Genomic DNA, 22,196 nt, shown 5'->3' on the forward strand with positions numbered 1-22,196 from the left:
GGTTTTTTTATTTCATTGACATAGTCCACAAAAATCTTTACTATAATTGTTGCAAAAGTCCACTAAATAGGGGGAGTTATGGTCAATATAGATGCTAATATCATAGCGGATATGAGGCGTTTTAATCGGTTCTATACGAATATACTGGGTGTTTTGGATAGACATGTGCTGGATAGCGGATATTCCTTTACCGAGGCCCGTGTCATTATAGAGATCGGGTTGATCGAGCCATGTATAGCGAATACTTTAGTCGAATCTCTTAAAATTGATCGCAGCTATATGAGTAGGATCATTGCTAAATTTTGCAAAGAGGGCTTTCTTGTTAAGGAAAATTCAACGTTGGATAATAGAACAAATCTGATTCGTTTGACTCCTAAAGGAAAGGCGTTCTATAACCAACTGAATGAAAGGTCTGATGAACAAATTCTAAAATTAGTTCAAGGACTCTCAGAAGAAGAGATAAAAGAATTACATGCTTCTATGTTGTTAATTCAGAAGAAATTGGATAATTTGGAGAGGATACAGAATGATACGATTTGAATGCGACTATACCGAAGGTGCCCATGAGCGCATATTAAAGCGACTACTGGAGACGAATGATGAACAAACTCCAGGTTATGGTGTGGATGATCATTGTGAAAAAGCTAGAGCATATATTAAAGAAGCATGTGACTCCCCAAATGCGGATGTACACTTTTTGGTTGGAGGTACACAGACCAATACCACTGTTATTTCTTCTATTCTGCGTCCGCATCAAGGCGTCGTTGCGGCAGTGTCGGGACATGTTGCGGTTCATGAAACCGGAGCGATTGAAGCTGTTGGACATAAAATACTTACTTTGCCAAGCGGAGATGGGAAGATCCGGGCCGAGCAGGTACAAGATTTGTATGACGCTCACTGGAATGATGCCGCTCCTGAGCATAGTGTACAGCCCGGGATGGTTTATATTTCCCAACCTACTGAGAATGGAACGATCTATAGCAAAGCAGAGCTGGAAGCATTAAGTAGAGTCTGTCAAGAATGTGGTTTACCACTGTTCATAGATGGAGCCCGATTGGGCTATGGCTTGGTGGCCGAAGATAGCGATGCATCTTTAGCGGATATAGCACAGCTTTGCGATGTGTTTTATATTGGCGGGACAAAAATTGGAGCATTGATGGGAGAAGCCGTAGTCATTCTAAATGATACATTGAAAAAAGATTTCCGATATATGATCAAGCAAAAAGGGGGGCTGCTGGCTAAGGGAAGAATGTTGGGCATTCAATTCGAAACTTTGTTTGAAGACGGTTTATACGTTGAAATTTCCAAACACGCTATAGATATGGCAATGCTGCTTCAAAACGGATTATCTGAGCAAGGTTTTTCTTTTCAATACCGTTCTACAACCAATCAGCAGTTTCCGATTTTACCAGATCGTATACTAAAGGCATTGAGTGAAAAATATACTTACTCCTTTTGGGAAAAGGTTGATGATACACATAGTGCAGTTCGATTCTGTACCAGTTGGGCTACGAAGAAAGAAAATGTTGAATTGCTGATTCAGGATATTAAAGCATTGCAATAATGGTCATAGAAAGAGTAATTTATAATTTTAAAGATGTAAAATGACTTTGTAATAGCCATACTTCGGTGCACGCATTGCAGCGAAGTATGGCTTTTTTGTGCATTTTACTTATTCCAACGCGGCTTGTATTTAGTTCCATGAAAGAGCAAGTGGATATAAAAATGGAAAAACAAGACAAGAGCGGAGGTATAAAATTGGCGTCTAATTCTTTACACTGAATATCTACCGAACCTGCTTGCGGTACTGAAGAGGAGAGAGCCCAGTTATTTTTTTAAAGATTTTATTAAAGTGGGAAGCATGACCGAACCCGACATCCTCTGCAATATGCTGGATTTTGTCTTTGGTGGTTCGAAGTCTGGTTTGGGCCGCCCTGACCCGCACTACGCGGATGTATTCGCTGAAATGAAAACCAGTCAACTTTAGAAAGATACGGCTTAGGTAAGCTGGACTAATGAAAAAGCAGGCAGCCACTTGTTCGAGAGTTAACGGTTCATTGTAATGATCCTGAATAAAAGAAGAAATTTCCGTGATTTTCTGATGCATGGGATGGGAGGAGACAGGTTCACTACGCTCGATCGCTTCCGATCGGTGCACCAGGATCAGCATTTCCAGCAGTAAATGCTGTACGCAACGGTCATGCAGAGGCTGCTTATTCCTGCATTCGGTATTCATCTGTAGGAATAAACGTTCAACCTCCACTTGCTCTCTCGCAGGTAAGCGAAGTAACGCGGATTGCTGGTATGGCGGCAGGTCAAGAATGTCATGATCCTGCTGTGGGAGAAACGTCGGAGAAAAATGAATCAAAATGCGCTCTGTTTCCTGCAATTGCGTACTGGCGGTAGAGTGCAAGTCGTGAGGAAGGATGAATATCAGATCCCCCTTGCGAGCGGTGTATACCTTGCCATTCATAAAATAGATGCGTTCGCCTCGCAGTAAAAGATACAGCTCATAGTTCTCGTGGACATGAGGCCGGGGCATAACTGTGAAACCGGTACGATAGATGTGATGAATGGAGAATTGTTGTTCGCCAATGACATATTTATCTTCTTTCACTTCATTCATGTGCTTCTTCCTTTACAAATTAAGATAAGTAAGCGCATTCATACATCAACAGTATATATGACAACCTGCCAATGATAAAAGCAGAAAAGATTGATGAAAGGAGGTGAAGGCGCTTCTGAACGTCTCGGATCGTGTTTTTATAAAAATATGCGCTGATGTGGAAGAAAATCTTAGGGAGGAAACAGAATATGAGCAAGCAGCGTACGTGGAAAAAGGTGCTATGTAACGTGGTTGTGGGTTCATTGTTGTTGACCTTGTGCCCGCCACTAATCCAAGCGGAGACTGCGGTAGGAACAGAGAACGCAAAGGGGGCAAAAGTGGCGACGGATATTCCGGCGTTTCCGGGGGCTGAGGGTGGCGGTAAATATGTTACCGGTGGACGCGGAGGTGAAGTGTATGAGGTTACCACGCTGGCAGACTACGGCAAAGGGGAGCAGATCATTCCCGGATCTTTTCGCGCAGCGGTCAGCTCCGATAATCGGACGGTCGTATTCCGGGTGGGTGGAACGATTCATCTCAAGGAGCCACTTAAAATCTTGGGAAACAACCTGACGGTTGCGGGTCAGACAGCTCCTGGCGACGGTATAACTGTAAGCGATTACACAACAGGGATTGAAGCAGATAACGTCATTCTCCGTTACCTGCGTTTCCGATTGACCGACCGTTACCCCAGTGAGGATGACGCATTGGGAGCCAGATACCATAAAAACATAATGATTGATCACTGTTCCTTTAGCTGGTCGGTGGATGAGGTACTGAGCCTGTATGACAACGTCAATACAACGGTACAATGGTCCATTGCGTCCGAAAGTATGCTAATGACTACGCACCAGAAAGGTCGCCACGGCTATGGCGGCATATGGGGTGGACGAAATTCCACCTATCATCATAACTTGTTGGCTCACAATGCAAGCCGTAATCCGCGTTTTCCAACCGATAAAAAACAAATCGACGCTGTGGAAATGACCAATAATGTCATTTATAACTGGGGATTTTTCTCCTCATACGGCGGTGGTGAAGGATCGTATAATGTGCTAAATAACTATTATAAGTATGGCCTTAACACATATGAGGGCGTTCGCGGTCAAATTTTTGTAGACGTGGGTAGTAAAAAATATAAAACACGCATCTTTATTGGTGGTAACTATATGTACGGCAATGACTCGGTTACGAAAGACAACTGGCAGCTTGGCACATCCATTGGGTCCATTATTGATCCGTCCACCCGTTTGGCGGAGCCGATTGAAGTCAGAGGGGAATACGACAACGGAATCTCACCCGATGCGTACGGTCCATATCAAGCGACAGATGCACAAACCGCATATACGGAGGTGCTTGCCGGCTCAGGAGCCACGCTGCCAAGAAGAGATGCGGTGGACGCCCGAATTATGAATGATGTGAAGAATGGAACGGGTGCATTTATTAACTCTCCGCGTGAAGCAGGGTGGATTTATGACGATTCTAACGTAACGACGACGGAGCTTTCTGACAGTGACCATGATGGAATGCCGGATGAATGGGAACGTGCCCATGGGCTGGACCCCAATAATGCAGATGATCGTAACGGTCAGGGGCTTGCCGGCACAGGGGCGTATGCTCATTTTGCCAAGGGTTATACGAATCTGGAGGTCTATTTAAATGATCTTATTGAGAAGCTGTCGAATGGAAATGAGGTGAATAATCCAGAGGCTGTCGTTCAGGTGTCGGATGCAAACGGACGTTCACTAAAGCATAACGATATTTTGGAAGCAGGCCGGGATGCGACCATAACAGCAACAGCCAAGGACAAAGATGGTATTGCTCATGTTGAATTTATCATTGACGGCAAACTCGCTGGAAAAGTAGAGACTGCGCCTTATCAAATGAATTGGAACCATGTGACGGACGGGACCCATTACATTGTTGCACGGGTAACAGATCACAAAGGGACTGCCGTATTTTCCAATCCTATCACCATCCACGTTAACACGACTGCACCAACAGGAAGCTGGCTCAGCGAGGAGGTTGGCTCTGAGGGCCACAGTGGTTATATAAAAGGGCATACTCAGGTCTTAAAAGAAGATGCAAGCGGCAGCAGTATAAGACTGAAGTCAGCGGGAGACGTTGACGGTAAGGCAGATATTTTCCATTATGCTTATCAAAAATGGGAAGGTGACACTGAAATTACAGCCCGTGTGGAACATATTACCCCAGTGGATGATAACGCCGAAGCGGGTGTAATGATTCGTGAATCGCTGAAGCCTGGATCCAAAATGGCCTTTATGTCTTTAGCATTTGTTAAATATGGCAAACAGGGTATTCTTATCAGTCGTGATCAAACGGAGGGTAAGACAAAACGTGCGTCAATGGAGACGTTTATTGCAACGCCATATTCGGTACGTCTTGTACGACAAGGACAAAAGGTTACCGGCTGGGTATCCGCAGATGGTGTGACGAACTGGGAGAAGGTTGGTGAAACGGTTATAGATGTGCCGGATCATCAACCGCTATTGTTCGGGTTGGCTACTGATGCATCCAAACCACAAAACGATGTATGGAATTACAATACGTCGGAATTCAGCCATGTCACCATCCGCAACCTGACAGACTCAGGAGGAACTCGTCCTACTAGTGTGGTGGTAGCGACCTATGGTCCTGCTGACTTTACATCTCTCCAGGCAGCTATTGACGCAGTCCCTGACGACAGCAATACAAGGACAGTTATCCATCTCAAAAACGGTACGTATCGTGAGAAAATAAAGGTGAATTCCTCTAAGAAAAACCTGAGTATTATCGGAGAAGATCGGGATAAAACGATCATTGCTTTTGATGATACGGCCAAAACCGTGGTGGATGGAAAAGAATTAGGAACAAGCAACAGCTATACCATGCGTGTGCAAAGTCCTGATTTTGTGTTGGAGAATGTCACGGTTGCCAATACAGAAGGAACCGGACAGGTGCAGGCTGTAGCGTTATATGCTGAAGGCGATCGTGGTAAGTATCACAATGTCAAAATTACCGGCCTACAGGATACGTTGCTTGTGAACCGTGGCAGACAGTATTTCAAGGACAGCTACATCAGTGGCAGTGTAGATTTTATATTTGGCAATGCACCCGCTGTGTTTGATAATTCGATCATACACAGCCTGCGTGCCGGATATGTGACAGCAGCTTCAACAGAAGAGAACAAGCCGGGCTTTGTATTTATTCAATGTCGTCTGACAACAGAAAATGGCTTAACAGGCAAGGTGGATCTCGGACGGCCATGGCGCCCTCACGCTCATGTTACTTTTTTGAAGACCTATATGGATGACCATATCAAGCCGGGCGGCTGGAATAATTGGGGCAAGGAATCCAATGAGCAGACCGCAAGATTTGGAGAGTTTGATAACTTTGGACCAGGTGCAGGAAGTAGCGAACGTGTACCTTGGGCCAAACAGCTTACTGCCGATGAAGCAAGCCAGTACACCGTTGAAGCTGTTCTGAGTGGACCAGATCATTGGGATTGGCTTTGATGTTCAGTGGTTAAGCGGGGCAAGCGCTTCTAGCGTTCAGCCTCGCTTATTTCTATCGTTTGAGTGGAGGATACATATTTAATTTTTAGGTATTGAAAATACTTGTTTATATGGTAAATGTTTGCTATGTTTAAAGTGTATTTATTTCAAATTGTAATTTATTTTTGATTTTGGAGGTGTAACGTATGGCACGTGTGTTAGTAGTGATCACGCCTGCTGAAGGCCATGTTAATCCGACACTAGGATTAGTGAAAAGGTTGGTAGACAGTGGGGAGGATGTTGACTATGTGTGTACGGAAGAATATCGTACGAGAATTCAACAGACAGGAGCGCAGATGATCACCTACCCTTTTGTGGATGATGCTTTTTCCAAAGACTCTGATTTAAAGCCAGCAGAATACAAACATCATTATCAATTTGTATACATGATGGTAAAAGGTATGATTCTTCCGATTATTCCAGAGGTTTTGAGAGTTATTGAAAACAGAACCTATGATTATTTAATCTATGATTCTTTGATGGGTTGGGGAGGCACGATTATTGCTGAGAAGCTAGGAATTCCTGCTGTATGCTCTATCGCTTCTTTTGCTTTCGTAGAGCCATTGGGATCGGGGCAAGGCATGAATGACAATGATCCGGAGGTAAAAAAGTTATACACGGCTACGATGCAAATAACGCATCAACTAGCTAATGAGCTTCAGGTTGACGCTCCGGCTATAGAAGAGATTGCTCCTCATGGCGGACACTTAAGAATCGTTTATACAAGCCGCTATTTTCAACCGCAAGCCGAAAAACTGGATCACAGTTTTATTTTTACAGGTCCTTCTATTGTACCGCGTAAAGATGCTCCTTCCTTCCCGTTCGAACAACTTCGTGTTCTGCATCCACAGGCGGTGTACATTTCAATGGGTACTATTTTGAATAAAGACTTGGAATTTTATAAGCTTTGTTTTGCAGCATTTCGCGATTTGCCTGTGCAGTTTGTGCTGTCTTCAGGCAATTATACAGATATGGAGCCATTGGCCCCGTGTATCCCTGACAATTTTATAATCAAGCCTTATATTCCGCAATTGGAAATGCTTCAGCATGTGGACGCTTTTGTTACACATGCGGGGATGAACAGTACAAGTGAAGCTCTGTATTACAATGTGCCGCAGGTCATGATTCCTTTAACATCGGATCAGCCCATTGTAGCGAGTCGGGTGCGGGAACTGGGAGCGGGTGTTGTTGTGGATAAAAATGAGCTTACACCCGCTAGTTTGAGAGCTGCCTTATTAGAGGTATTGAGTCATCCAACCTATAAAGAACAGGCTCATGTGATCGGCGAATCATTACGCCAGGCTGGTGGGTACAGTCATGCGGCAGATACAATTATGAGCCATTTCTCTACCATAGAAAAATAAGCGGCAGTCTATATACTGTGATTCCTTTCTTTTAAAGTAGCAGATTTTTCAAACTCTAGTTTCTTTGAAATCGCCAGAAGACCAAGGGAGCAGATGATCAGGGCCAAACATACCCAATAGGTATTTCGGTAACCAATCCATTGAGCGGTTAATCCGCCCATCAAGCTCCCCACCAGTCTTCCGATGGTTGTCGCATTGGAATATAGCGTCGATGCGTACCCTGGAAGAGAGGGCAACAAATCCTGCATGTAACTAATGCCAATGGCAGAAATCACTGCAACAAAGAAGGCTAGAAGAAGCTGCCCCACGAATAGCTGCCACATCTCCGTAGACATAAGGACAAGGAGATAATAGACAACTCCTGTTAATGCCCCTAAAAATATAAGCAAACGGTTGGAGTATTTAGCTGCTAGTACGCCTAGCATGAGCATCAAGGGTATTTCTACAATTGCGCAAATACTGGATACTAGAGCAACGTCACTCGTGTCGCCTTGTAAATTGTGAATGATGAACAAGGAAATATTCAAATTATTCATCCAGTGAGACGTATAGAGCAGAGTAAGAACGGAAAAGGGAATCAGAATCTCAATATTTTTATGTAATGTAATGTGATGAAGTGAAAGTTGATTGTTATGTTTAAGTTGAGCGGGAGGCTGCTTGATAAAAAGGAATAGAAGCACAGCAATGAGAACAAAAATAGAGGTCGTTCCCATAAAGATACCCTTAAAGCCCGTATGTGCAATCAAAAAGGAACCAAAAAGCGGCCCGGTAATAAAGCCAAGAGAAAACATAGACCGAAGCGTTGAATTAGCAAAGGCGTGATCCGCAGATTTACTGCGATTTACTGCTTCACGTGCACTGGCAAATAACTGCGGCATCCCAGGAGCACCAATGGCCGTAAAGATCGTCATATAAACAAAAAGCACATAAAAATTTTGGATTACAAGATATCCTGCAAAGGCTACGGCATTAAATAACGTACAAATCACCAAAATTTGTTTGCGATCTAATCCGGTATCAGAACGTTTGGCAATCAGAGAGCTTATCCATATGCCACAAATCAAACTCACCGCTGTAAACACACCAAAGGTTCCTACAGATACGCCAAGTGTACTTGTAAAATATACAGCTAAAAAAGGTGCGCTGATGGATATAGCCATGCCTTGCAATAACATGCAGATCATGAACAATGGGTAGTTAGGTATAACAAAAAGATTTTGAATACGCTTTAGCATTTCATTTTTACACCCCTTCAGATTTAGAAGCAGAATAATACATACCTATCCCATCTAAACTATATATGAACTTAGCATAATTTGTATATTTACATGGTATAAAATATTATATATTATTTTTTACTTATTTGAGTAGGTCATATACAGGCAAAGATACAGTATCGGTAGTGAGAAGTAGATGTGTATGCGATTTTTCCCATAGGATGTACCTTAAAGACTGAAGCGATCTACGAACTGCTTAATCAGTTCATTCAATGATCCGGCGGCCTTCGTAGGAAGGCGGTGATCGACTTTTTCAATGAAAACAAGCTCACTCTTCGGTAATTGTTGATGCAATATTTTGGCATAGGGATGAAAGTGCTTATCCTCTTCACCATAAACGAGCAGGACAGGAAGGTGGATTTCTCCGAGCCGTGAGGTACAGTTGTACTTCAAGCTGTAACGGTAATATTGTTCGACATTCCTAGGATTTCCCTGTTTCGCATCGTTGAATAACTTACGGAACAAAGATAGCTGTTTCGTTTGTGACCAAGCATTAGAGAGCGCAATCGTACCGACTGCGCCGATCTTGGAAAGAGCAATACCCAAAGAAATTTTGTTTTTTAGCCGCCATTCGTTGACTTCCGACATTCCACTAATAACAATGCCTCCCCATGCCCGATCCGGATAAGTCAAGAGAAATTCAAGTACTATCGAGCCTCCGGTAGAATATCCACACAAAAACACTTTATCTAAGCTCAACCGGTCCATCAAATGTTTCATATCCTGGGCGATGAGAGGATAAGTAACCGTCTGTTCGGAAGACTGACTTTTACCGTGTCCTCTGATGTCAAAAGCTATAGTTCGAAAATGGGGCGAGAGCCCTTGGATTTGGTATGTGAAATTTAAGCTTGTGAGTACCGGAGGGTGAATGAATAGGATGGCGATTCCCTCCCCGGAATCCATATAATGCATGGAGTATTCGTTTATGTTTGTAGTAGTCATGGTTATGCTCCCTCCCTGAATGGTTTGATCTTAAATTTGGCCTATTAGATCCAAAAAATTCATGGAGGTGTATCTTTAATTGTTGTATGAGATACCTTTGTCCCGATGATCCAATGCAGGAATAATTTTTTTAGTACAAGAAAAAAATAAGAGGATCAAGTTTTTCTAAGAAAGGGACACACACATGGGCATGAAAAATAAAGTTACCAATGTACTAGTGCTAAGTTTAAGCTTACTGATCGTTGGTTGCAGGGCGGACTCCAGTCAACAGCTAAAACAACAGAGTGTGAAGCCGCACATCACAGTAAATCAAATGGGCAAAAAACCTGTTATAGTTATTTTGATTGATTCTCTAATGGGTCAACCATTGCAAGATGCGATTCGAGAAGGCCGTGCACCTGCAATGGAATATCTCCTTCATAAAGGGCAATATTTCCCGCAGGTCGTGAGCTCATTTCCCACGATGTCTGTGACAATAGACAGTACATTATTAACAGGGACGTATGCAGGCCAACATCATGTCCCCGGACTTGTTTGGTACAGCGACCAAAAGAAACGCATGATTCTCTATGGCAATGGTGCCAAAGAAGCTTTAAAGATAGACCAACTGCAAGTATTTAATGACGCTATTTACCAATTAAACCAAGTTCAATTGAACAAAAAAACGAAAACAATACATGAAGAATTAGCTGACAAAGGAAAAGAATCCGCGTCCATCAATGCTATTGTCTTTAGAGGGAAAACGAAACATGCCTTAAAAGTGCCTGACTTCATAGCGAATAGCAACAGGGTGCCAGAAAAAATGATAGTAACAGGGCCTAAATGGTTATCTTATGCAGCTCTGGCACAATTGAATCCGAAAAATAACTGGAATACTCCTTTGTGGAAAAAATTTGGGATGAACGATGAATTTTCCGCAAAAGATGCCGCTTTTCTAATCAGCCAGAAGAAACTTCCAGACGTAACCATCACATACTTTCCTGAGAATGATAATTTGGCGCATAGAAAGGGCCCGACTCAACTGAAGGGAATCGAAAAAGCAGATCAAGCACTACAAACTGTGTTGAACGCATATGGTTCTTGGGAGCAGGCTGTAAACAATGCGATATGGATTGTCATGGGTGACAGTGGGCAAAGTGCAGTTTATGATGATCGACAGGCAGCAACTGTGGATATAAGGCCTCTTTTGAGCCATTACTGTATTGCAAAATTAAATCAACCTGTAAGAAGTGATGACCAAATCGTGATTGCCGTTAATGAACGGATGGCCTATATCTATGCAATTAACGATAACGTGGAGTTATCCAATGTGGTGAAGCTTTTACAAAATGAGGACAAGCTCGACATTATCGCTATGAAAGATGGTAAAAGCAATATTCATGTTACAAAGGGCAAAAAGGGTAAGCTGTTTTCTTATCATCCCGGTGGAAAATTCATTGATGAATATGGACAATCATGGACATTGTCGGGTGAAGAGGACCTTGTGGATATTACGGTGAATAACAACCGGATCAAGTATGGAAAATATCCAGACGTATTGGCGAGGCTACACGGGGCAATGAATTCGCATGAAGGAAGATATGTTGTCGTCACGGTCCAACCCGGATATGAACTCGTCGGTGAAAGTTCTCCCACCCACATTGGAGGAGGGGCTCATGGATCGTTGCACGAAAAAGATTCCCTTGTCCCATTAATTATTTCTGGAACGAATACACGGCCTAAAACACTGCGAATCGTTGATCTAAAAGACTGGATTCTGCAATTGGTAAACGAATAAGTATTATTCGTTATTGATATTAAACCCGAGCTCCATTAGTATATAAGCATATGGTTATATGAGTGGAAGGGGGTCACACATTGGATCAACTAGGTTATGTAGCCGATCATTTAAAGCTATTGGGCGATAAAACTCGACTGGCTATGCTTTCCCTGCTAAGAGAAAGAGAGTGGTGTGTTTGCGAATTTGTAGATATCTTTGATATGACGCAGCCAGCAATTAGCCAACATTTGAGAAAATTAAAGTCGCAAGGAATTGTAAATGAAGAGAGACGAAGTCAGTGGGTATACTATTCCTTAAACGTAGACGACAAGCCGCATATTCAAGCTGTTCTTGAGCGTATGCCAGACTCCAAGCAAATTTTAAAATGGCTGAATAAAGAGGAGCCGATCACATTTTGTGAACCGGATTCCTCAGCTTGTTCATCCTAAAGACTGTTCCGTGTATCTCCTTGAGGGATAACGGTGCTATTATATAAGTATATGTTTATAAGGTAATATATTGGAGGTTTAGAACATTGATTTTGTTGGCATGCATTATATTTTTAGCCACTTTAGTATTGGTGATCTGGCAGCCTAAAAATCTGTCCATCGGATGGTCTGCCTGTGGCGGTGCCATACTCGCCTTGCTGGTGGGTGTCGTCGATTTGCATGATGTTTGGGAAGTTACTCATATTGTCTGGAATGCGACACTGGCTTTTGTAGCCATTATTCTGATTTCGTTGGTACTTGATAAAATCGGCTTCTTCGAATGGGCGGCGCTTCATATGGCACGAGCTGCGCGAGGAAGCGGAACCCGGATGTTTGTTTATGTGACCATTCTTGGCGCCGTTGTTGCTGCTTTTTTTGCGAATGACGGTGCGGCCTTAATACTGACACCGATTGTACTGGCGATGGTTCGGGCACTTAAATTGGATGAGAAAATGATTTTTCCTTTTATTATAGCGAGCGGTTTTATTTCAGACACGACCTCGCTTCCGCTTGTGGTCAGCAACTTGGTCAACATTGTGTCAGCCGATTTCTTTGGGATCACCTTTATGGAATATGCGAGTCGCATGATTGTACCTAATTTATTTTCTTTAGCAGCCAGTATAGGAGTACTGTATCTTTTTTTCCGTAAAAGAATTCCGAAAACGTTTGATACGGCACAATTAATCACGCCTGCGGAAGCGATTAAAGATCCAAAAATGTTCCGTATGTCTTGGATCGTTCTCGCGGTTTTGTTCGTTGGCTACTTTGCATGCGAATTTTTTAACATTCCCGTTTCGGTGGTGGCTGGTATTATTGCTATCTTTTTCTTATTGATGGCGCGTAGAAGCCCTGCAGTGCCGATGAAAGAAGTCATCAAGGGTGCTCCATGGGCTATCGTATTTTTCTCCATTGGGATGTATGTTGTGGTGTACGGTCTACGTAATGCGGGTTTGACAGATCTTCTGTCTCATGTGATTCAGGCGGCTGCCGATCAAGGTATGTTTGTGGCCACCATGGGCATGGGTTTTATTGCGGCGATTATCTCGTCGGTCATGAATAACATGCCTACGGTCATGATTAATGCGCTTGCCATTGATGCTACCCATGCAACCGGTATGGTCAAAGAGGCGTTGATTTATGCTAACGTCATTGGTTCTGATCTGGGACCGAAAATAACTCCGATCGGTTCATTAGCCACGTTGTTGTGGCTGCATGTGCTCCGTTCGAAAAACGTAAAAATTTCTTGGGGTACTTATTTTAAGACAGGTATTATCTTAACCATTCCTACACTTTTTATGACCCTACTGGGCTTATATCTATGGTTAATCATTTCATAATGGAACATTGAAGGAGACGGTAATGATGGAAAAAAAGACAATTTACTTTTTATGCACTGGTAACTCTTGCCGCAGTCAAATGGCAGAAGGCTGGGCCAAAAAATACTTGGGAGACCGTTGGAATGTATACAGTGCGGGTATTGAAGCACACGGCCTTAACCCTAAAGCGGTGCAAGCGATGAATGAAGTAGGGTTGGATATTTCCGGTCAAACTTCAGATATTATAGATCCTGCTTTGCTGAACAGCGCGGATTTGGTTGTGACCTTGTGCGGAGATGCTGCTGATAAATGTCCTATCACACCTCCGCACGTTCGTCGTGAACATTGGGGATTTGATGATCCGGCTAAAGCACAAGGAACAGAAGAAGAGAAATGGAGCGTATTCCAGCGTGTACGGGATGAAGTAGGGGCTCGTATTCGGAAATTTTCGGAGACTGGTGAATAAACAAGGTACACAGCTTAGGTATAGTATTTCAAACAAGCACGCCTCCTTAAAGTGGTGGTGCTTGTTTGGCGTTTTTTTCCTCCCTAGCAGAATACTCTTCCAGTACCTTTGTTTTATCTCCATAGATCCTATCCAAATGATCCTCTCCCCATAAGCAAAAACGATCAAGCAGATCTTTAAAATCCCATCCATATTCACTAAGCTCATATTCCACTTTGGGGGGAACTTGGTTATAAATGATGCGGTGGATGATTCCATCCTTTTCAAGCTCTCTAAGCTGTTGGGTGAGCACTTTTTGGGTGATTTTCGGAATGAGTTGACGAAGTTCGTATGTACGTTTTCTGCCGTTGGTTAAATGGTGTAGGATAATGCCTTTCCACTTTCCACTGATGACCTCCAAAGTTGCCTCGATCCCGAGCATATAGGTTTTGGCTTTGTCTTCCATAGACTTTTCCCCCTCTCCGATCTGTAGTACAAAAGGCACTAAGGAACCTTAAAGTACCTACAGTACATTGAAGTTCGTACTTCACACTTTAATGTATAACATCCATAATAGCATCTGTAGACAGGGTTCACCAATTATGAGGAGAAAGAAGGTTTCGGATACATGAAAGTTCTATTGGTCGTCACGCATCCTAGAGAAGATTCACTAACCCTTGCGGTCATGAATCGTTTTGTAGAGGGATTGAAAGAGAATAAGCACGAGGTAGATATTTTGGACTTGGATCGGGATGGATACAATCCAGTGTACAGCGCTGCAGATGAGCTGGATTGGAATACGACCCATAAACAATATGCTCCTGAAACACGGAAAGAGATGGATAGAATAGTGGCTGCGGATGCTCTGGTCTTTGTGTTTCCATTATGGTGGTATAGTGTCCCGTCCATGCTAAAAGGATACCTGGATAAAGTGTGGAACATAGGTTTACTTCAGGAGTTCACGACAAAGCAGGTTCTGTGGATGTGCTTGGCGGGAGGGACTAAAGAACATCTGATCAAGTATGAATATCACGATTTGGTTACTAATTATTTAAATAAAGCCATTGCTGGTTACGCAAGAGTAAGAGAGTCCAAGGTGGAGTTCTTCTATGATACTTTGTCCGAGTCGAAAGAATACATTGAAGGTTTACTGGAGCACGCTTATCAATTAGGCCTGGCATATAAGTGAATTTTATTCTGATAACAATGAGAATTTCATATTGTTGAGGATTTTACAAAATCCTGATTATTGAAAAAGGGTTAAGGATCGTTAGACGGCACTTAACCCTTTTTTATTTTGTAGACGAGACTCTATCCTTTTATAGGCTCGTGCATAGGTGCTGATGGTGCCCCTTGCATAGATAACCCGCTGCCAGTTGTGCTTGCTGGAACAACGGGATGTGGTAATCCCTTTTCAGAAGCAGTGCCCGCAGTCTGCTTGGCCAGCTTCTGTTTCTCCCATAGGGCTCTGGCGATCACCAGCAAGGAGAGTACACCCACATATAGTAACAGAGAACCGAGTTCGGGAAGCATCTCCTGCAAAGGTGCACCACGCAGACCCATAGTGCGCAGGAATTTATACATCCATACAAAGGGGAAGAAATCACCGATTTGAATCGCTAAAGGTGGAAACAGTGATCTGGAAAGAACAGCCCCTGATAGAACAAAAGCAGGCATGAGTATCATCACCATTCTGCCAATGGCTATTCCCGGATGTGCAGCGCCCCATGCAACCAGGACATTGATACAAACGGTACCGAATACATACAGGACAACTGGAATTATAAAGAGAATTGGATTGGCCTCGAAACGGCCTCCCCCAAACACTTTAAGCATCCCTAGAGAGAAGATTAAGCCAGCCGTCGAAAACAGCGTATAAGGAAGCATACGCAGCAGGATGTTGAACGGATTTTGCAGCTCAGCAGCCAGCCTCTTGGAAACCCGGAGTCTGGCGACCAGAGGTAAGCTATTTATATTCAGTATCATAAAAGAGAACATACAAGTGAATGCAAGTATCGTCGTATTCTGATAGTCATTCGTTGGATTAAACATGGAACGCACTTCCAAGGCGATACCATTGAGGGCCCCTTGAGCCTGTTCTGCGTTCATCCCGGTTTTCAACATAGCTGGAACAGACAGTTCCATATTCTCGGAAACGCTAATTTCCTGCATAGCTGTACGAATCGAAGTAATAGATTGTACATTGGTATTATCGAGAATGAGACCCACGCGGCTGGAGAGGGAACGATTGTGATTGTCCTCTAAACCATGCGGCAATGAAATAACAGCCAAATATTGCTCATGATAAAAATACTGTTCAGGGTTGTCCGTATACGAAACAATCTCAGCTACGTTCATATACGGGGAAGCATCTATTTTCTGAATGAACTCACGGCTGTAAGCTGTGTTATCTTGATCCACCACTACCACGTTAGCGTCGTTAATTTGGCTGCTTGGGAGCAACAGTGAATACCCCAGTACGGCAATCAATGGGAAGATAATAGCTATAATCGGATACTTGGAGTGAACCAGATACGACCATTCATCACGAAGAGATTTCATTTGTATTCACCTCAACTGTCATGCCTGGTAGCAAAGCTGCTTCTCTTGTTACATATACACGTACCTGGAATGTAGCGGTATCTGCTTCTCCTTTTTCACGGGACATCTTCACATTAGCGAATTGTGGTGCAGCAGTTACATAGCGTACCGTACCTTTCAAGTCCTTATTGAGACCAGAGATATGAGTTTTAATTTCTTGATTGGCCTTGAATTTCCCCGCTTGTTCTTCATTCACATAGAGATCGTAATATAAATCGTTGGTTTCCAGGGTAATCACAGGAGCACCTTGCGCCACATTTTCGCCGACTTTGGTACTAATCGAAGTCACCTTGCCATCCTGTGGTGCTTTTAACACCAGGCGTTCTTTTTTGAGCAGCAACGTTTTAAGCTGAACTTCCTGTGTGTCTTTTTGTTGCTTTAAAAGGTCAATAGCCAGCTTCTGATCTGCCAACTGTTGACGACTCTGCTGAATGGTTTCCAGCTGGGTCTTGGAACGATCGACGGACAATTGGGCACCGCGAATTTCTTCCTCGGCTTGTTTTACCGAAACGGCTGCTTGTGTCGTCTGTTCACTGGCCTGCATACGTTCTTCAGAAGTGGCACCATGAAGTAGCTTTTGTAGAGCCTCTTTTTGCTGACTCAACTGATTTGTCGCTAAAGTCAAAGAGGATTCGGCATCATCCAACGCTGCTTTGGATGCACTTCCTGCATCATAGAGTGCTTTATTACGCTTATAGTTGGTCTGCGCAGTCTGAACGTTTTTGGTTGCTGAGGCTACAGCAATTCGTTGCTGCTGAACATCTTCATCCCGAACCCCGTTATTGACCTGTTGTTCCGCAGCAGTGGCTTGACGCTCAGCCGCTTGTGCCCGCTGCAATGCTGCCTGACTTTTACTCTCAGTCACTTGAGCTTGCGCGATATCTAGCTGTGCCTGTTTTTCCTGAGTTGCTGCCCGTGTATAGCCTAAATTGATGGATTGTTGTTGTTGGCTGATTTGCGTATTGAACTGGGCAATTTGTGTCCGCAGCTGCTCAATTTGCAGATCCACATCTGTGGAATCCAAAGTCATAAGGACAGTTCCTTTTTTCACCTTCGTTTCTTCTGTTACCGGGATGTTCAGGACTTTGCCTCCTACTTGTTCAAAAGATACATGAATGCTATCCGCATTTAGTGTTGTGCCTTTAACGGATCGCGAAGCATTGACTTGATCTTGTCCGTTGGTCTGGAGCAGGAAACCCCCGCCGATCAGACAGGCGATAGAAATGAGAGGGATGATGAGGCTAGTGGCTTGTGTGCGATTCATGGGTAATACGCTCCTTAGATTCATAAAATGGGTTAAACATAGACTCGAATAAATATCCTGATATGTACATTTTATTTATTCTTTTATTTAATAATTTAAAAGTTAGTCGGCTAACTAAAACGCAAAATTAAAACTTATTCTGGTTTTGCTGCTTTATATATCTCTTTTGCTTGAGGGATGCCACTTTCTATTTTTTGCAGTAACGTCAGGAGCAATTCCTTTTCATCGGTGGACAGGTGGCTCATCAGTGTGGAAGTGCTTGTAAAATGTATAGGCAGCAGTCTTTCCATCATTTCTGTTCCTTGTTCGGTCAGTTTAACAATGCTCATACGGCGGTCGGAAGGATGAACAGATCGAATAATAAGCCCATCGCGTTCCAGGCGGTCAAGCAGACCGGTAACAGTAGGCTTGCTAACCCCTACTTTCTCCGCAAGCTCTGTAGCCAGCAATCCTGTATGGATGTTGCGGTATAGAAGAATTAATATTGAAAATTTCCCATGAGATATACCGAACTTCTCAAAGCCCTCAAAGCTGACTTTAAAGACGCTGGAAGATACCCGCATAAAAAATAGCATAGCTTCTGTTGCTCTTACATCAATCTCGGGGATACGCATAGAAAATTCTTGTAGCGCCTCACGAGTGGGCAAGTCCCGTAAATCAAAATCCATAAGGTTCTCCTTTCTTCTTACAGTATGCTCCAATCAATAAATTAGTTAGCCGACTAATCTTAATCTATTCAAAAATGAATTTCAAGCTAAACTTTGTTAATCGTCATGCGATTGTTCACCATATGGAGGTTGTTCGTGCCATGGTTCAAGCTTTTCCCTACATTGATATTTACAATGAAGTGCTTGATAATAAGTGGATATCGCACGAGACCAAAAACCCAAAAGTGAGGAACCTGGAATGACGACAAAATTATACTACACTGCTCCAAATCTTACGGAGTGGGACACTCATATTACACAGAGCATGGAAAGAGACGGAAAATATTTGGTTACGCTGGAGGAAACGGCCTTTTATCCGCATGGTGGAGGCCAGCCTTGTGATACAGGAACCATTCAGGGCGTCCGTGTATTAGATGTTGTTCTCGAAGAAGGGGATATTTGGCATCAGGTAGAGCGTTTGCCGGAGGATCGGAAAGTAGCCTGCCGATTGGATTGGGAACGCAGATTTGATCATATGCAGCAGCATAGCGGGCAGCACTTGCTGTCAGCGGTTTGTCTAGAGTTGTTGGGTGCCCGTACGGAAAGCTTTCATCTGGGACAAGAATATGACACGATTGATGTGAACTGTTCGGATATAACGCCTGCGCAGCTATCGGCAATCGAGCAGGAAGTAAATCAGCAAATCTATAGTAATCGCAGCATAAAAAGTTATTTTGTAACCCGTGAGCAATTGAAGGACATTCCGCTTGTGAAAACGCCCAAAGTGACAGAAAATATTCGGATTGTCGAGATCGAGGGCATTGAATATAATGCTTGCGGTGGCACACATGTAGCTCAGACCGGGGAAATTGGAATCATTAAATGCTTAAAATGGGAGAAGCAGAAGGGGATGGCAAGAATCCATTTCAAATGTGGCGCTCGCGCACTCCAGGATTTTAACGATAGTGTTCAGATATTGGACGTGTTATCTATGAAGTTCAATACCGGGCGAAAAGATATTTTGACCCGATTCGAAAAGTGGGAGCAGGAGCATAAACAGCTTAAGGCGCAAGTGGAGCTCCTACAAGAGGAAAATGCTTCGTACCAGGCGAAAGAGTTGCTATCTGCTGTGCGGGGGCATGTTCTTGCTCATGTATTCGAACAAAAATCCCTGCAGGACATGCAGCAATTGGCTACCAAGCTGACAGCTGAGCATGATTTGCTTGTTCTATTTGCCACAACAGCAGAAAACAAAATCCTTCTGGCACATAACGGCACCCAGTCTGTTAGCTGCGGAGCATTTTTGAAAGAGAATCTGGGGGCATTTCACGGTAAGGGGGGCGGTAGCAACCAATCAGCTCAGGCTGCATTCCCGTCCCGTGAAGACCTTTTGAATTTCTTTGAAACGGCCCAGCGCCAGTTCGTTCAGGGCTGATGTAATGGAGGATTAGTGGCGTAGGGGAAGCTTCCACTTTTCCTTTTCTGTAAATAAAATAAAAGAAAAAATAAGTGCAACAACAGCGCCCCAAACGGCTTTATCCCCAATTGTCAAAGTTAGAAATCCCCCCAGCAAGGCTCCTACCAAGAAGGCTGCCAGGATGACACCATAACGCATCGCTCGAATGGCAGCGTTCGTGTCCTTGGTCGTTACGGCGACATACACAGCCTCGATAGCTGATCGGAGGTTACCGGTGCTGACCGTGGAGGTGTACGGCACATCAATGAGCTTGCGGAAGGAAGTCATTTGCACGGAAGCGACGAACGAGACGATCACCACCACTACCGTATTGGGAACTCCTTGCGGAATCAATCCCACGATGAAAAAAATCGCAATTTCCAGTAAAAGAATTGCGCGGGTCCAGTCCGGAGTTAAACGGTGGGTTGATTTTCGTTTAATCCCTTCAGCAACAAAAACCCCCAGTGAAAAGGCGATCAGGGGCGGGATATAGGATAACGCCTGAATCCAGTGCCCCTGAATGACTTTGACAGCCAGCAGCACGATATTGCCTGTCTGTGCGTTGGCGAAAACACCGCCTCTTCCAACAAAGGTATATGTGTCCAAAAAGCCCCCTACTAATGATAGTAAGGCGCCCAGTCGCAACGATTCGGACGTTACCTGATGTAAATGTATTTTGCCTTTCATAAACACGGCATATAAGCCTCCTATGCTAAACGTCGATTGTTTAAAGCTAACACGAAAATCCAGGACCATACAATTAAATTAATCACTTAAGCATGAAAATGACACAAAAAAGCCACATCAGGTCCCATACAATAGAAAGGACGTGATGCGGCTTGTTGGAGTGCTGTTTAAAGTGTCATCTGGAACTTCGAGAATGTGCTTATTGCAGAGCTTGAACGAGGGCTGCGCCGAATTCCTGTGCACCATCTGGGCCATCGGCTGTAATAATGTCGCTATGCGCAACGACATGCTGAGCGAGATATTCGGCTTGATGCACTTGAAGCTGATCCTTTTGTATATCCACTGGATAGCATGTAGCCGTTCTACCAGAGAGTAGTCCGGTTTGAGCCACGGCTACAGAGCCTGCGCAGATGCCAGCCAATAAAGTCTTTTGCTCATGAGTTTGTTTTAGCAGAGTTTGGAGATCCGCGTTATTCCACAGATGGTCATTCGTACCTGATCCGCCGATCACAGATACTACATCATAATCAGCCAGCACAGCGTTTGTAAAAACAAGATCAGCTGTCGCTTTACCGTTGTAGTCACCCGTGATTTCGCCTGTTTTTGTACTAGCTAGGGTCACGGTAACGCCTGCTTGCTCCAGCGCTTCCTTCGGTTTAAACAATTCATCCTCATTAAAGCGCTCTGGGGGTATAATAAAAAGAGCTTTTTTACTCATACTTTATTCCTCCTTGAATGTGTAACGTTATCTACTATTGTAGGATGGCTTCGTCAGGCTGTGAAGAATGCACTTTCAAGTACGGAGGTTACCTGCAGGTTACTATTAGAGTGCAAGACCATGATGATTTAGAAGGAGTTAATTATATATGTCTGATACGCTAAGAGAAGAAATACGGGAGAAGATCGTTAACGGAGACTATAACTGCGAAAAGGAACTAACCTTGTCAGTGTTAAGCGGAAAATGGAAGGTCGTCATTTTATGGCATCTGGGTGTGGAAGGAGCGCATCGTTTCAGTGACCTGCAAAGGCTGTTTCCGAAGCTGTCGCATAAAGTGCTGACCAATCAGTTGCGGGAGTTGATGGAGGACGGTATTGTGCACCGGGAAGTGTATCCCGAGGTACCTCCAAAGGTGGAGTATTCGATGACCGAGCTGGGGATGACGATTTTACCCATTGTGGAGATGATGTATGACTGGGGGAAAAAACGGGTGCAATCCATACGTGAGGAAATGCAACGCAGCGGTGAGGGAAACGTTTAAAGTTCCTTCATATGAAAAATAGAACGCCTTGCACTATGAGTACAATTGTACTTAGAGCAAAGGCGTTCTTTGGCATGTTAGCAGTCTGTGTTTTTATCATATTAGTCTAGGAACAATAGCGGTAGACGTGAAGCTGCTTCAATAAGAATCATTGCTGTTCAAGTGCTGGTAGAACCTCAATCCAGCGTGTAGCCCAAGTACCGATATGGTCAAACAAAGGAGCTAAATCGCGTCCTTTATCCGTAAGAGAGTATTCAATCCGTACGGGCTTCTCAGGATAAACCATACGTTGTATGATTCCTTCTTCCTCCAGCTCTTTCAAACGGTCCGAAAGGACCTTTCCACTTAAATTAGGAATTGAATTCTCAATAGCGACGAAACGTTGCGGACCATTCGTTAGTTGAAATACGATCAATACCGTCCAACGCTTACTCAGTAGTTCCATAGCCTTTTCAAACCGTGGACACATCTGCGGAATGTTCATGTGATCACCTCATGCTTATTATTAACGATTCACTGTTAAAAGTAAATG

General features: G+C 43.7%; 21 protein-coding genes. 11 read left to right on the plus strand and 10 right to left on the minus strand.

Features of this window, described 5'->3' with window-relative positions; translation table 11 throughout:
• Positions 1–78 precede the first annotated feature (78 nt).
• Together JOD82_RS20830 and JOD82_RS20835 are read left to right on the plus strand one after the other, a co-directional pair.
• On the plus strand, positions 79–540 hold the full coding sequence (locus JOD82_RS20830) for a MarR family winged helix-turn-helix transcriptional regulator (RefSeq protein ID WP_209949873.1): 462 nt from the start codon (positions 79–81) through the stop codon (positions 538–540).
• Positions 527–1,564: a threonine aldolase family protein gene (locus JOD82_RS20835; RefSeq protein ID WP_029519348.1), complete on the plus strand. Its 1,038-nt coding sequence runs from the start codon at positions 527–529 to the stop codon at positions 1,562–1,564. Before JOD82_RS20830 ends, JOD82_RS20835 begins: the two co-directional genes overlap by 14 nt.
• 222 nt (positions 1,565–1,786) lie before the next feature.
• Here JOD82_RS20835 and JOD82_RS20840 read toward each other — a convergent pair whose 3' ends face one another.
• On the minus strand, positions 1,787–2,626 hold the full coding sequence (locus JOD82_RS20840) for a helix-turn-helix transcriptional regulator (protein ID WP_029519347.1): 840 nt from the start codon (positions 2,624–2,626) through the stop codon (positions 1,787–1,789).
• A gap of 188 nt (positions 2,627–2,814) precedes the next feature.
• Between JOD82_RS20840 and JOD82_RS20845 the strand changes: the two genes are divergently transcribed.
• Together JOD82_RS20845 and JOD82_RS20850 are read left to right on the plus strand one after the other, a co-directional pair.
• Complete coding sequence (locus JOD82_RS20845) at positions 2,815–6,120, plus strand: pectinesterase family protein (protein WP_209949874.1); 3,306 nt, start codon at positions 2,815–2,817, stop codon at positions 6,118–6,120.
• A 185-nt stretch (positions 6,121–6,305) separates the two neighbouring features.
• Positions 6,306–7,523: a macrolide family glycosyltransferase gene (locus JOD82_RS20850; protein WP_209949875.1), complete on the plus strand. Its 1,218-nt coding sequence runs from the start codon at positions 6,306–6,308 to the stop codon at positions 7,521–7,523.
• 8 nt (positions 7,524–7,531) lie between these two features.
• Here the strand turns inward: JOD82_RS20850 and JOD82_RS20855 are convergent, their stop codons facing one another.
• Together JOD82_RS20855 and JOD82_RS20860 are read right to left on the minus strand one after the other, a co-directional pair.
• The gene (locus tag JOD82_RS20855; protein ID WP_209949876.1) at positions 7,532–8,758 is read right to left on the minus strand and encodes a sugar efflux transporter; all 1,227 of its coding nucleotides are present in this window, start codon (positions 8,756–8,758) and stop codon (positions 7,532–7,534) included.
• Positions 8,759–8,968: 210 nt separating this feature from the next.
• Complete coding sequence (locus JOD82_RS20860; RefSeq protein WP_209949877.1) at positions 8,969–9,742, minus strand: alpha/beta fold hydrolase; 774 nt, start codon at positions 9,740–9,742, stop codon at positions 8,969–8,971.
• A 184-nt stretch (positions 9,743–9,926) separates the two neighbouring features.
• Here JOD82_RS20860 and JOD82_RS20865 point away from each other — a divergent pair, with 184 nt between their 5' ends.
• The 4 genes from JOD82_RS20865 to arsC all read left to right on the plus strand — a co-directional run bounded on the left by JOD82_RS20865 (position 9,927) and on the right by arsC (position 13,771).
• Positions 9,927–11,519, plus strand: a complete 1,593-nt coding sequence (locus JOD82_RS20865; RefSeq protein ID WP_209949878.1) for an alkaline phosphatase family protein — start codon at positions 9,927–9,929, stop codon at positions 11,517–11,519.
• Positions 11,520–11,599: 80 nt separating this feature from the next.
• The gene (locus JOD82_RS20870; RefSeq protein WP_209949879.1) at positions 11,600–11,950 is read left to right on the plus strand and encodes an ArsR/SmtB family transcription factor; all 351 of its coding nucleotides are present in this window, start codon (positions 11,600–11,602) and stop codon (positions 11,948–11,950) included.
• An 86-nt stretch (positions 11,951–12,036) separates the two neighbouring features.
• Positions 12,037–13,326: an arsenic transporter gene (locus JOD82_RS20875; RefSeq protein ID WP_245249103.1), complete on the plus strand. Its 1,290-nt coding sequence runs from the start codon at positions 12,037–12,039 to the stop codon at positions 13,324–13,326.
• A 25-nt stretch (positions 13,327–13,351) separates the two neighbouring features.
• A complete protein-coding gene (gene arsC, locus JOD82_RS20880) occupies positions 13,352–13,771 on the plus strand; it encodes an arsenate reductase (thioredoxin) (protein ID WP_029519339.1) in 420 nt (139 codons plus the stop codon).
• Positions 13,772–13,817: 46 nt separating this feature from the next.
• Here the strand turns inward: arsC and JOD82_RS20885 are convergent, their stop codons facing one another.
• Positions 13,818–14,216: a winged helix-turn-helix transcriptional regulator gene (locus JOD82_RS20885; RefSeq protein ID WP_209949880.1), complete on the minus strand. Its 399-nt coding sequence runs from the start codon at positions 14,214–14,216 to the stop codon at positions 13,818–13,820.
• 162 nt (positions 14,217–14,378) lie between these two features.
• Between JOD82_RS20885 and JOD82_RS20890 the strand changes: the two genes are divergently transcribed.
• Positions 14,379–14,939: an NAD(P)H oxidoreductase gene (locus tag JOD82_RS20890; RefSeq protein ID WP_209949881.1), complete on the plus strand. Its 561-nt coding sequence runs from the start codon at positions 14,379–14,381 to the stop codon at positions 14,937–14,939.
• A gap of 122 nt (positions 14,940–15,061) precedes the next feature.
• Here JOD82_RS20890 and JOD82_RS20895 read toward each other — a convergent pair whose 3' ends face one another.
• From JOD82_RS20895 to JOD82_RS20905, 3 genes are all read right to left on the minus strand, one after another.
• Positions 15,062–16,312 carry an ABC transporter permease gene (locus JOD82_RS20895; protein ID WP_209949882.1) on the minus strand — a complete coding sequence of 417 codons (1,251 nt, stop codon included), beginning with the start codon at positions 16,310–16,312 and terminating at the stop codon, positions 15,062–15,064.
• Entirely contained in the window at positions 16,296–17,615 is a 1,320-nt protein-coding gene (locus tag JOD82_RS20900) for an HlyD family secretion protein (protein ID WP_209949883.1), read from the minus strand. The genes JOD82_RS20895 and JOD82_RS20900 overlap by 17 nt, the downstream gene beginning before the upstream one ends.
• A 134-nt stretch (positions 17,616–17,749) precedes the next feature.
• Positions 17,750–18,283: a MarR family winged helix-turn-helix transcriptional regulator gene (locus tag JOD82_RS20905; RefSeq protein ID WP_029519335.1), complete on the minus strand. Its 534-nt coding sequence runs from the start codon at positions 18,281–18,283 to the stop codon at positions 17,750–17,752.
• Positions 18,284–18,521: 238 nt separating this feature from the next.
• Here JOD82_RS20905 and JOD82_RS20910 point away from each other — a divergent pair, with 238 nt between their 5' ends.
• A complete protein-coding gene (locus tag JOD82_RS20910) occupies positions 18,522–19,697 on the plus strand; it encodes an alanyl-tRNA editing protein (RefSeq protein ID WP_069011590.1) in 1,176 nt (391 codons plus the stop codon).
• Between the two features lie 12 nt (positions 19,698–19,709).
• On the opposite strand, the gene JOD82_RS20915 is transcribed toward JOD82_RS20910, so the two are convergent.
• Together JOD82_RS20915 and JOD82_RS20920 are read right to left on the minus strand one after the other, a co-directional pair.
• Positions 19,710–20,411, minus strand: a complete 702-nt coding sequence (locus JOD82_RS20915; protein ID WP_029519333.1) for a YoaK family protein — start codon at positions 20,409–20,411, stop codon at positions 19,710–19,712.
• A 193-nt stretch (positions 20,412–20,604) separates the two neighbouring features.
• Positions 20,605–21,123 (minus strand): DJ-1/PfpI family protein, encoded by a 519-nt coding sequence (locus JOD82_RS20920; RefSeq protein ID WP_069011589.1) that lies wholly within the window; start codon positions 21,121–21,123, stop codon positions 20,605–20,607.
• Positions 21,124–21,271: 148 nt separating this feature from the next.
• Here JOD82_RS20920 and JOD82_RS20925 point away from each other — a divergent pair, with 148 nt between their 5' ends.
• A complete protein-coding gene (locus tag JOD82_RS20925; RefSeq protein WP_013312050.1) occupies positions 21,272–21,664 on the plus strand; it encodes a winged helix-turn-helix transcriptional regulator in 393 nt (130 codons plus the stop codon).
• Positions 21,665–21,812: 148 nt separating this feature from the next.
• Here the strand turns inward: JOD82_RS20925 and JOD82_RS20930 are convergent, their stop codons facing one another.
• Positions 21,813–22,148 (minus strand): winged helix-turn-helix transcriptional regulator, encoded by a 336-nt coding sequence (locus JOD82_RS20930; RefSeq protein WP_013312049.1) that lies wholly within the window; start codon positions 22,146–22,148, stop codon positions 21,813–21,815.
• Positions 22,149–22,196: the final 48 nt, after the last annotated feature.

Source organism: Paenibacillus sp. 1182 (genome assembly GCF_017833915.1).
Lineage (GTDB): Bacteria > Bacillota > Bacilli > Paenibacillales > Paenibacillaceae > Paenibacillus > Paenibacillus polymyxa_D.

Coding starts and splice junctions, on each gene's coding strand:
- JOD82_RS20830 (WP_209949873.1), top strand. CDS start 79: ATGGTCAATATAGATGCTAATATCATAGCGGATATGAGGCGTTTTAAT.
- JOD82_RS20835 (WP_029519348.1), top strand. CDS start 527: ATGATACGATTTGAATGCGACTATACCGAAGGTGCCCATGAGCGCATA.
- JOD82_RS20840 (WP_029519347.1), bottom strand. CDS start 2,626: ATGAATGAAGTGAAAGAAGATAAATATGTCATTGGCGAACAACAATTC.
- JOD82_RS20845 (WP_209949874.1), top strand. CDS start 2,815: ATGAGCAAGCAGCGTACGTGGAAAAAGGTGCTATGTAACGTGGTTGTG.
- JOD82_RS20850 (WP_209949875.1), top strand. CDS start 6,306: ATGGCACGTGTGTTAGTAGTGATCACGCCTGCTGAAGGCCATGTTAAT.
- JOD82_RS20855 (WP_209949876.1), bottom strand. CDS start 8,758: ATGCTAAAGCGTATTCAAAATCTTTTTGTTATACCTAACTACCCATTG.
- JOD82_RS20860 (WP_209949877.1), bottom strand. CDS start 9,742: ATGACTACTACAAACATAAACGAATACTCCATGCATTATATGGATTCC.
- JOD82_RS20865 (WP_209949878.1), top strand. CDS start 9,927: ATGGGCATGAAAAATAAAGTTACCAATGTACTAGTGCTAAGTTTAAGC.
- arsC (WP_029519339.1), top strand. CDS start 13,352: ATGGAAAAAAAGACAATTTACTTTTTATGCACTGGTAACTCTTGCCGC.
- JOD82_RS20885 (WP_209949880.1), bottom strand. CDS start 14,216: ATGGAAGACAAAGCCAAAACCTATATGCTCGGGATCGAGGCAACTTTG.
- JOD82_RS20890 (WP_209949881.1), top strand. CDS start 14,379: ATGAAAGTTCTATTGGTCGTCACGCATCCTAGAGAAGATTCACTAACC.
- JOD82_RS20895 (WP_209949882.1), bottom strand. CDS start 16,312: ATGAAATCTCTTCGTGATGAATGGTCGTATCTGGTTCACTCCAAGTAT.
- JOD82_RS20900 (WP_209949883.1), bottom strand. CDS start 17,615: ATGAATCGCACACAAGCCACTAGCCTCATCATCCCTCTCATTTCTATC.
- JOD82_RS20905 (WP_029519335.1), bottom strand. CDS start 18,283: ATGGATTTTGATTTACGGGACTTGCCCACTCGTGAGGCGCTACAAGAA.
- JOD82_RS20910 (WP_069011590.1), top strand. CDS start 18,522: ATGACGACAAAATTATACTACACTGCTCCAAATCTTACGGAGTGGGAC.
- JOD82_RS20920 (WP_069011589.1), bottom strand. CDS start 21,123: ATGAGTAAAAAAGCTCTTTTTATTATACCCCCAGAGCGCTTTAATGAG.
- JOD82_RS20925 (WP_013312050.1), top strand. CDS start 21,272: ATGTCTGATACGCTAAGAGAAGAAATACGGGAGAAGATCGTTAACGGA.
- JOD82_RS20930 (WP_013312049.1), bottom strand. CDS start 22,148: ATGAACATTCCGCAGATGTGTCCACGGTTTGAAAAGGCTATGGAACTA.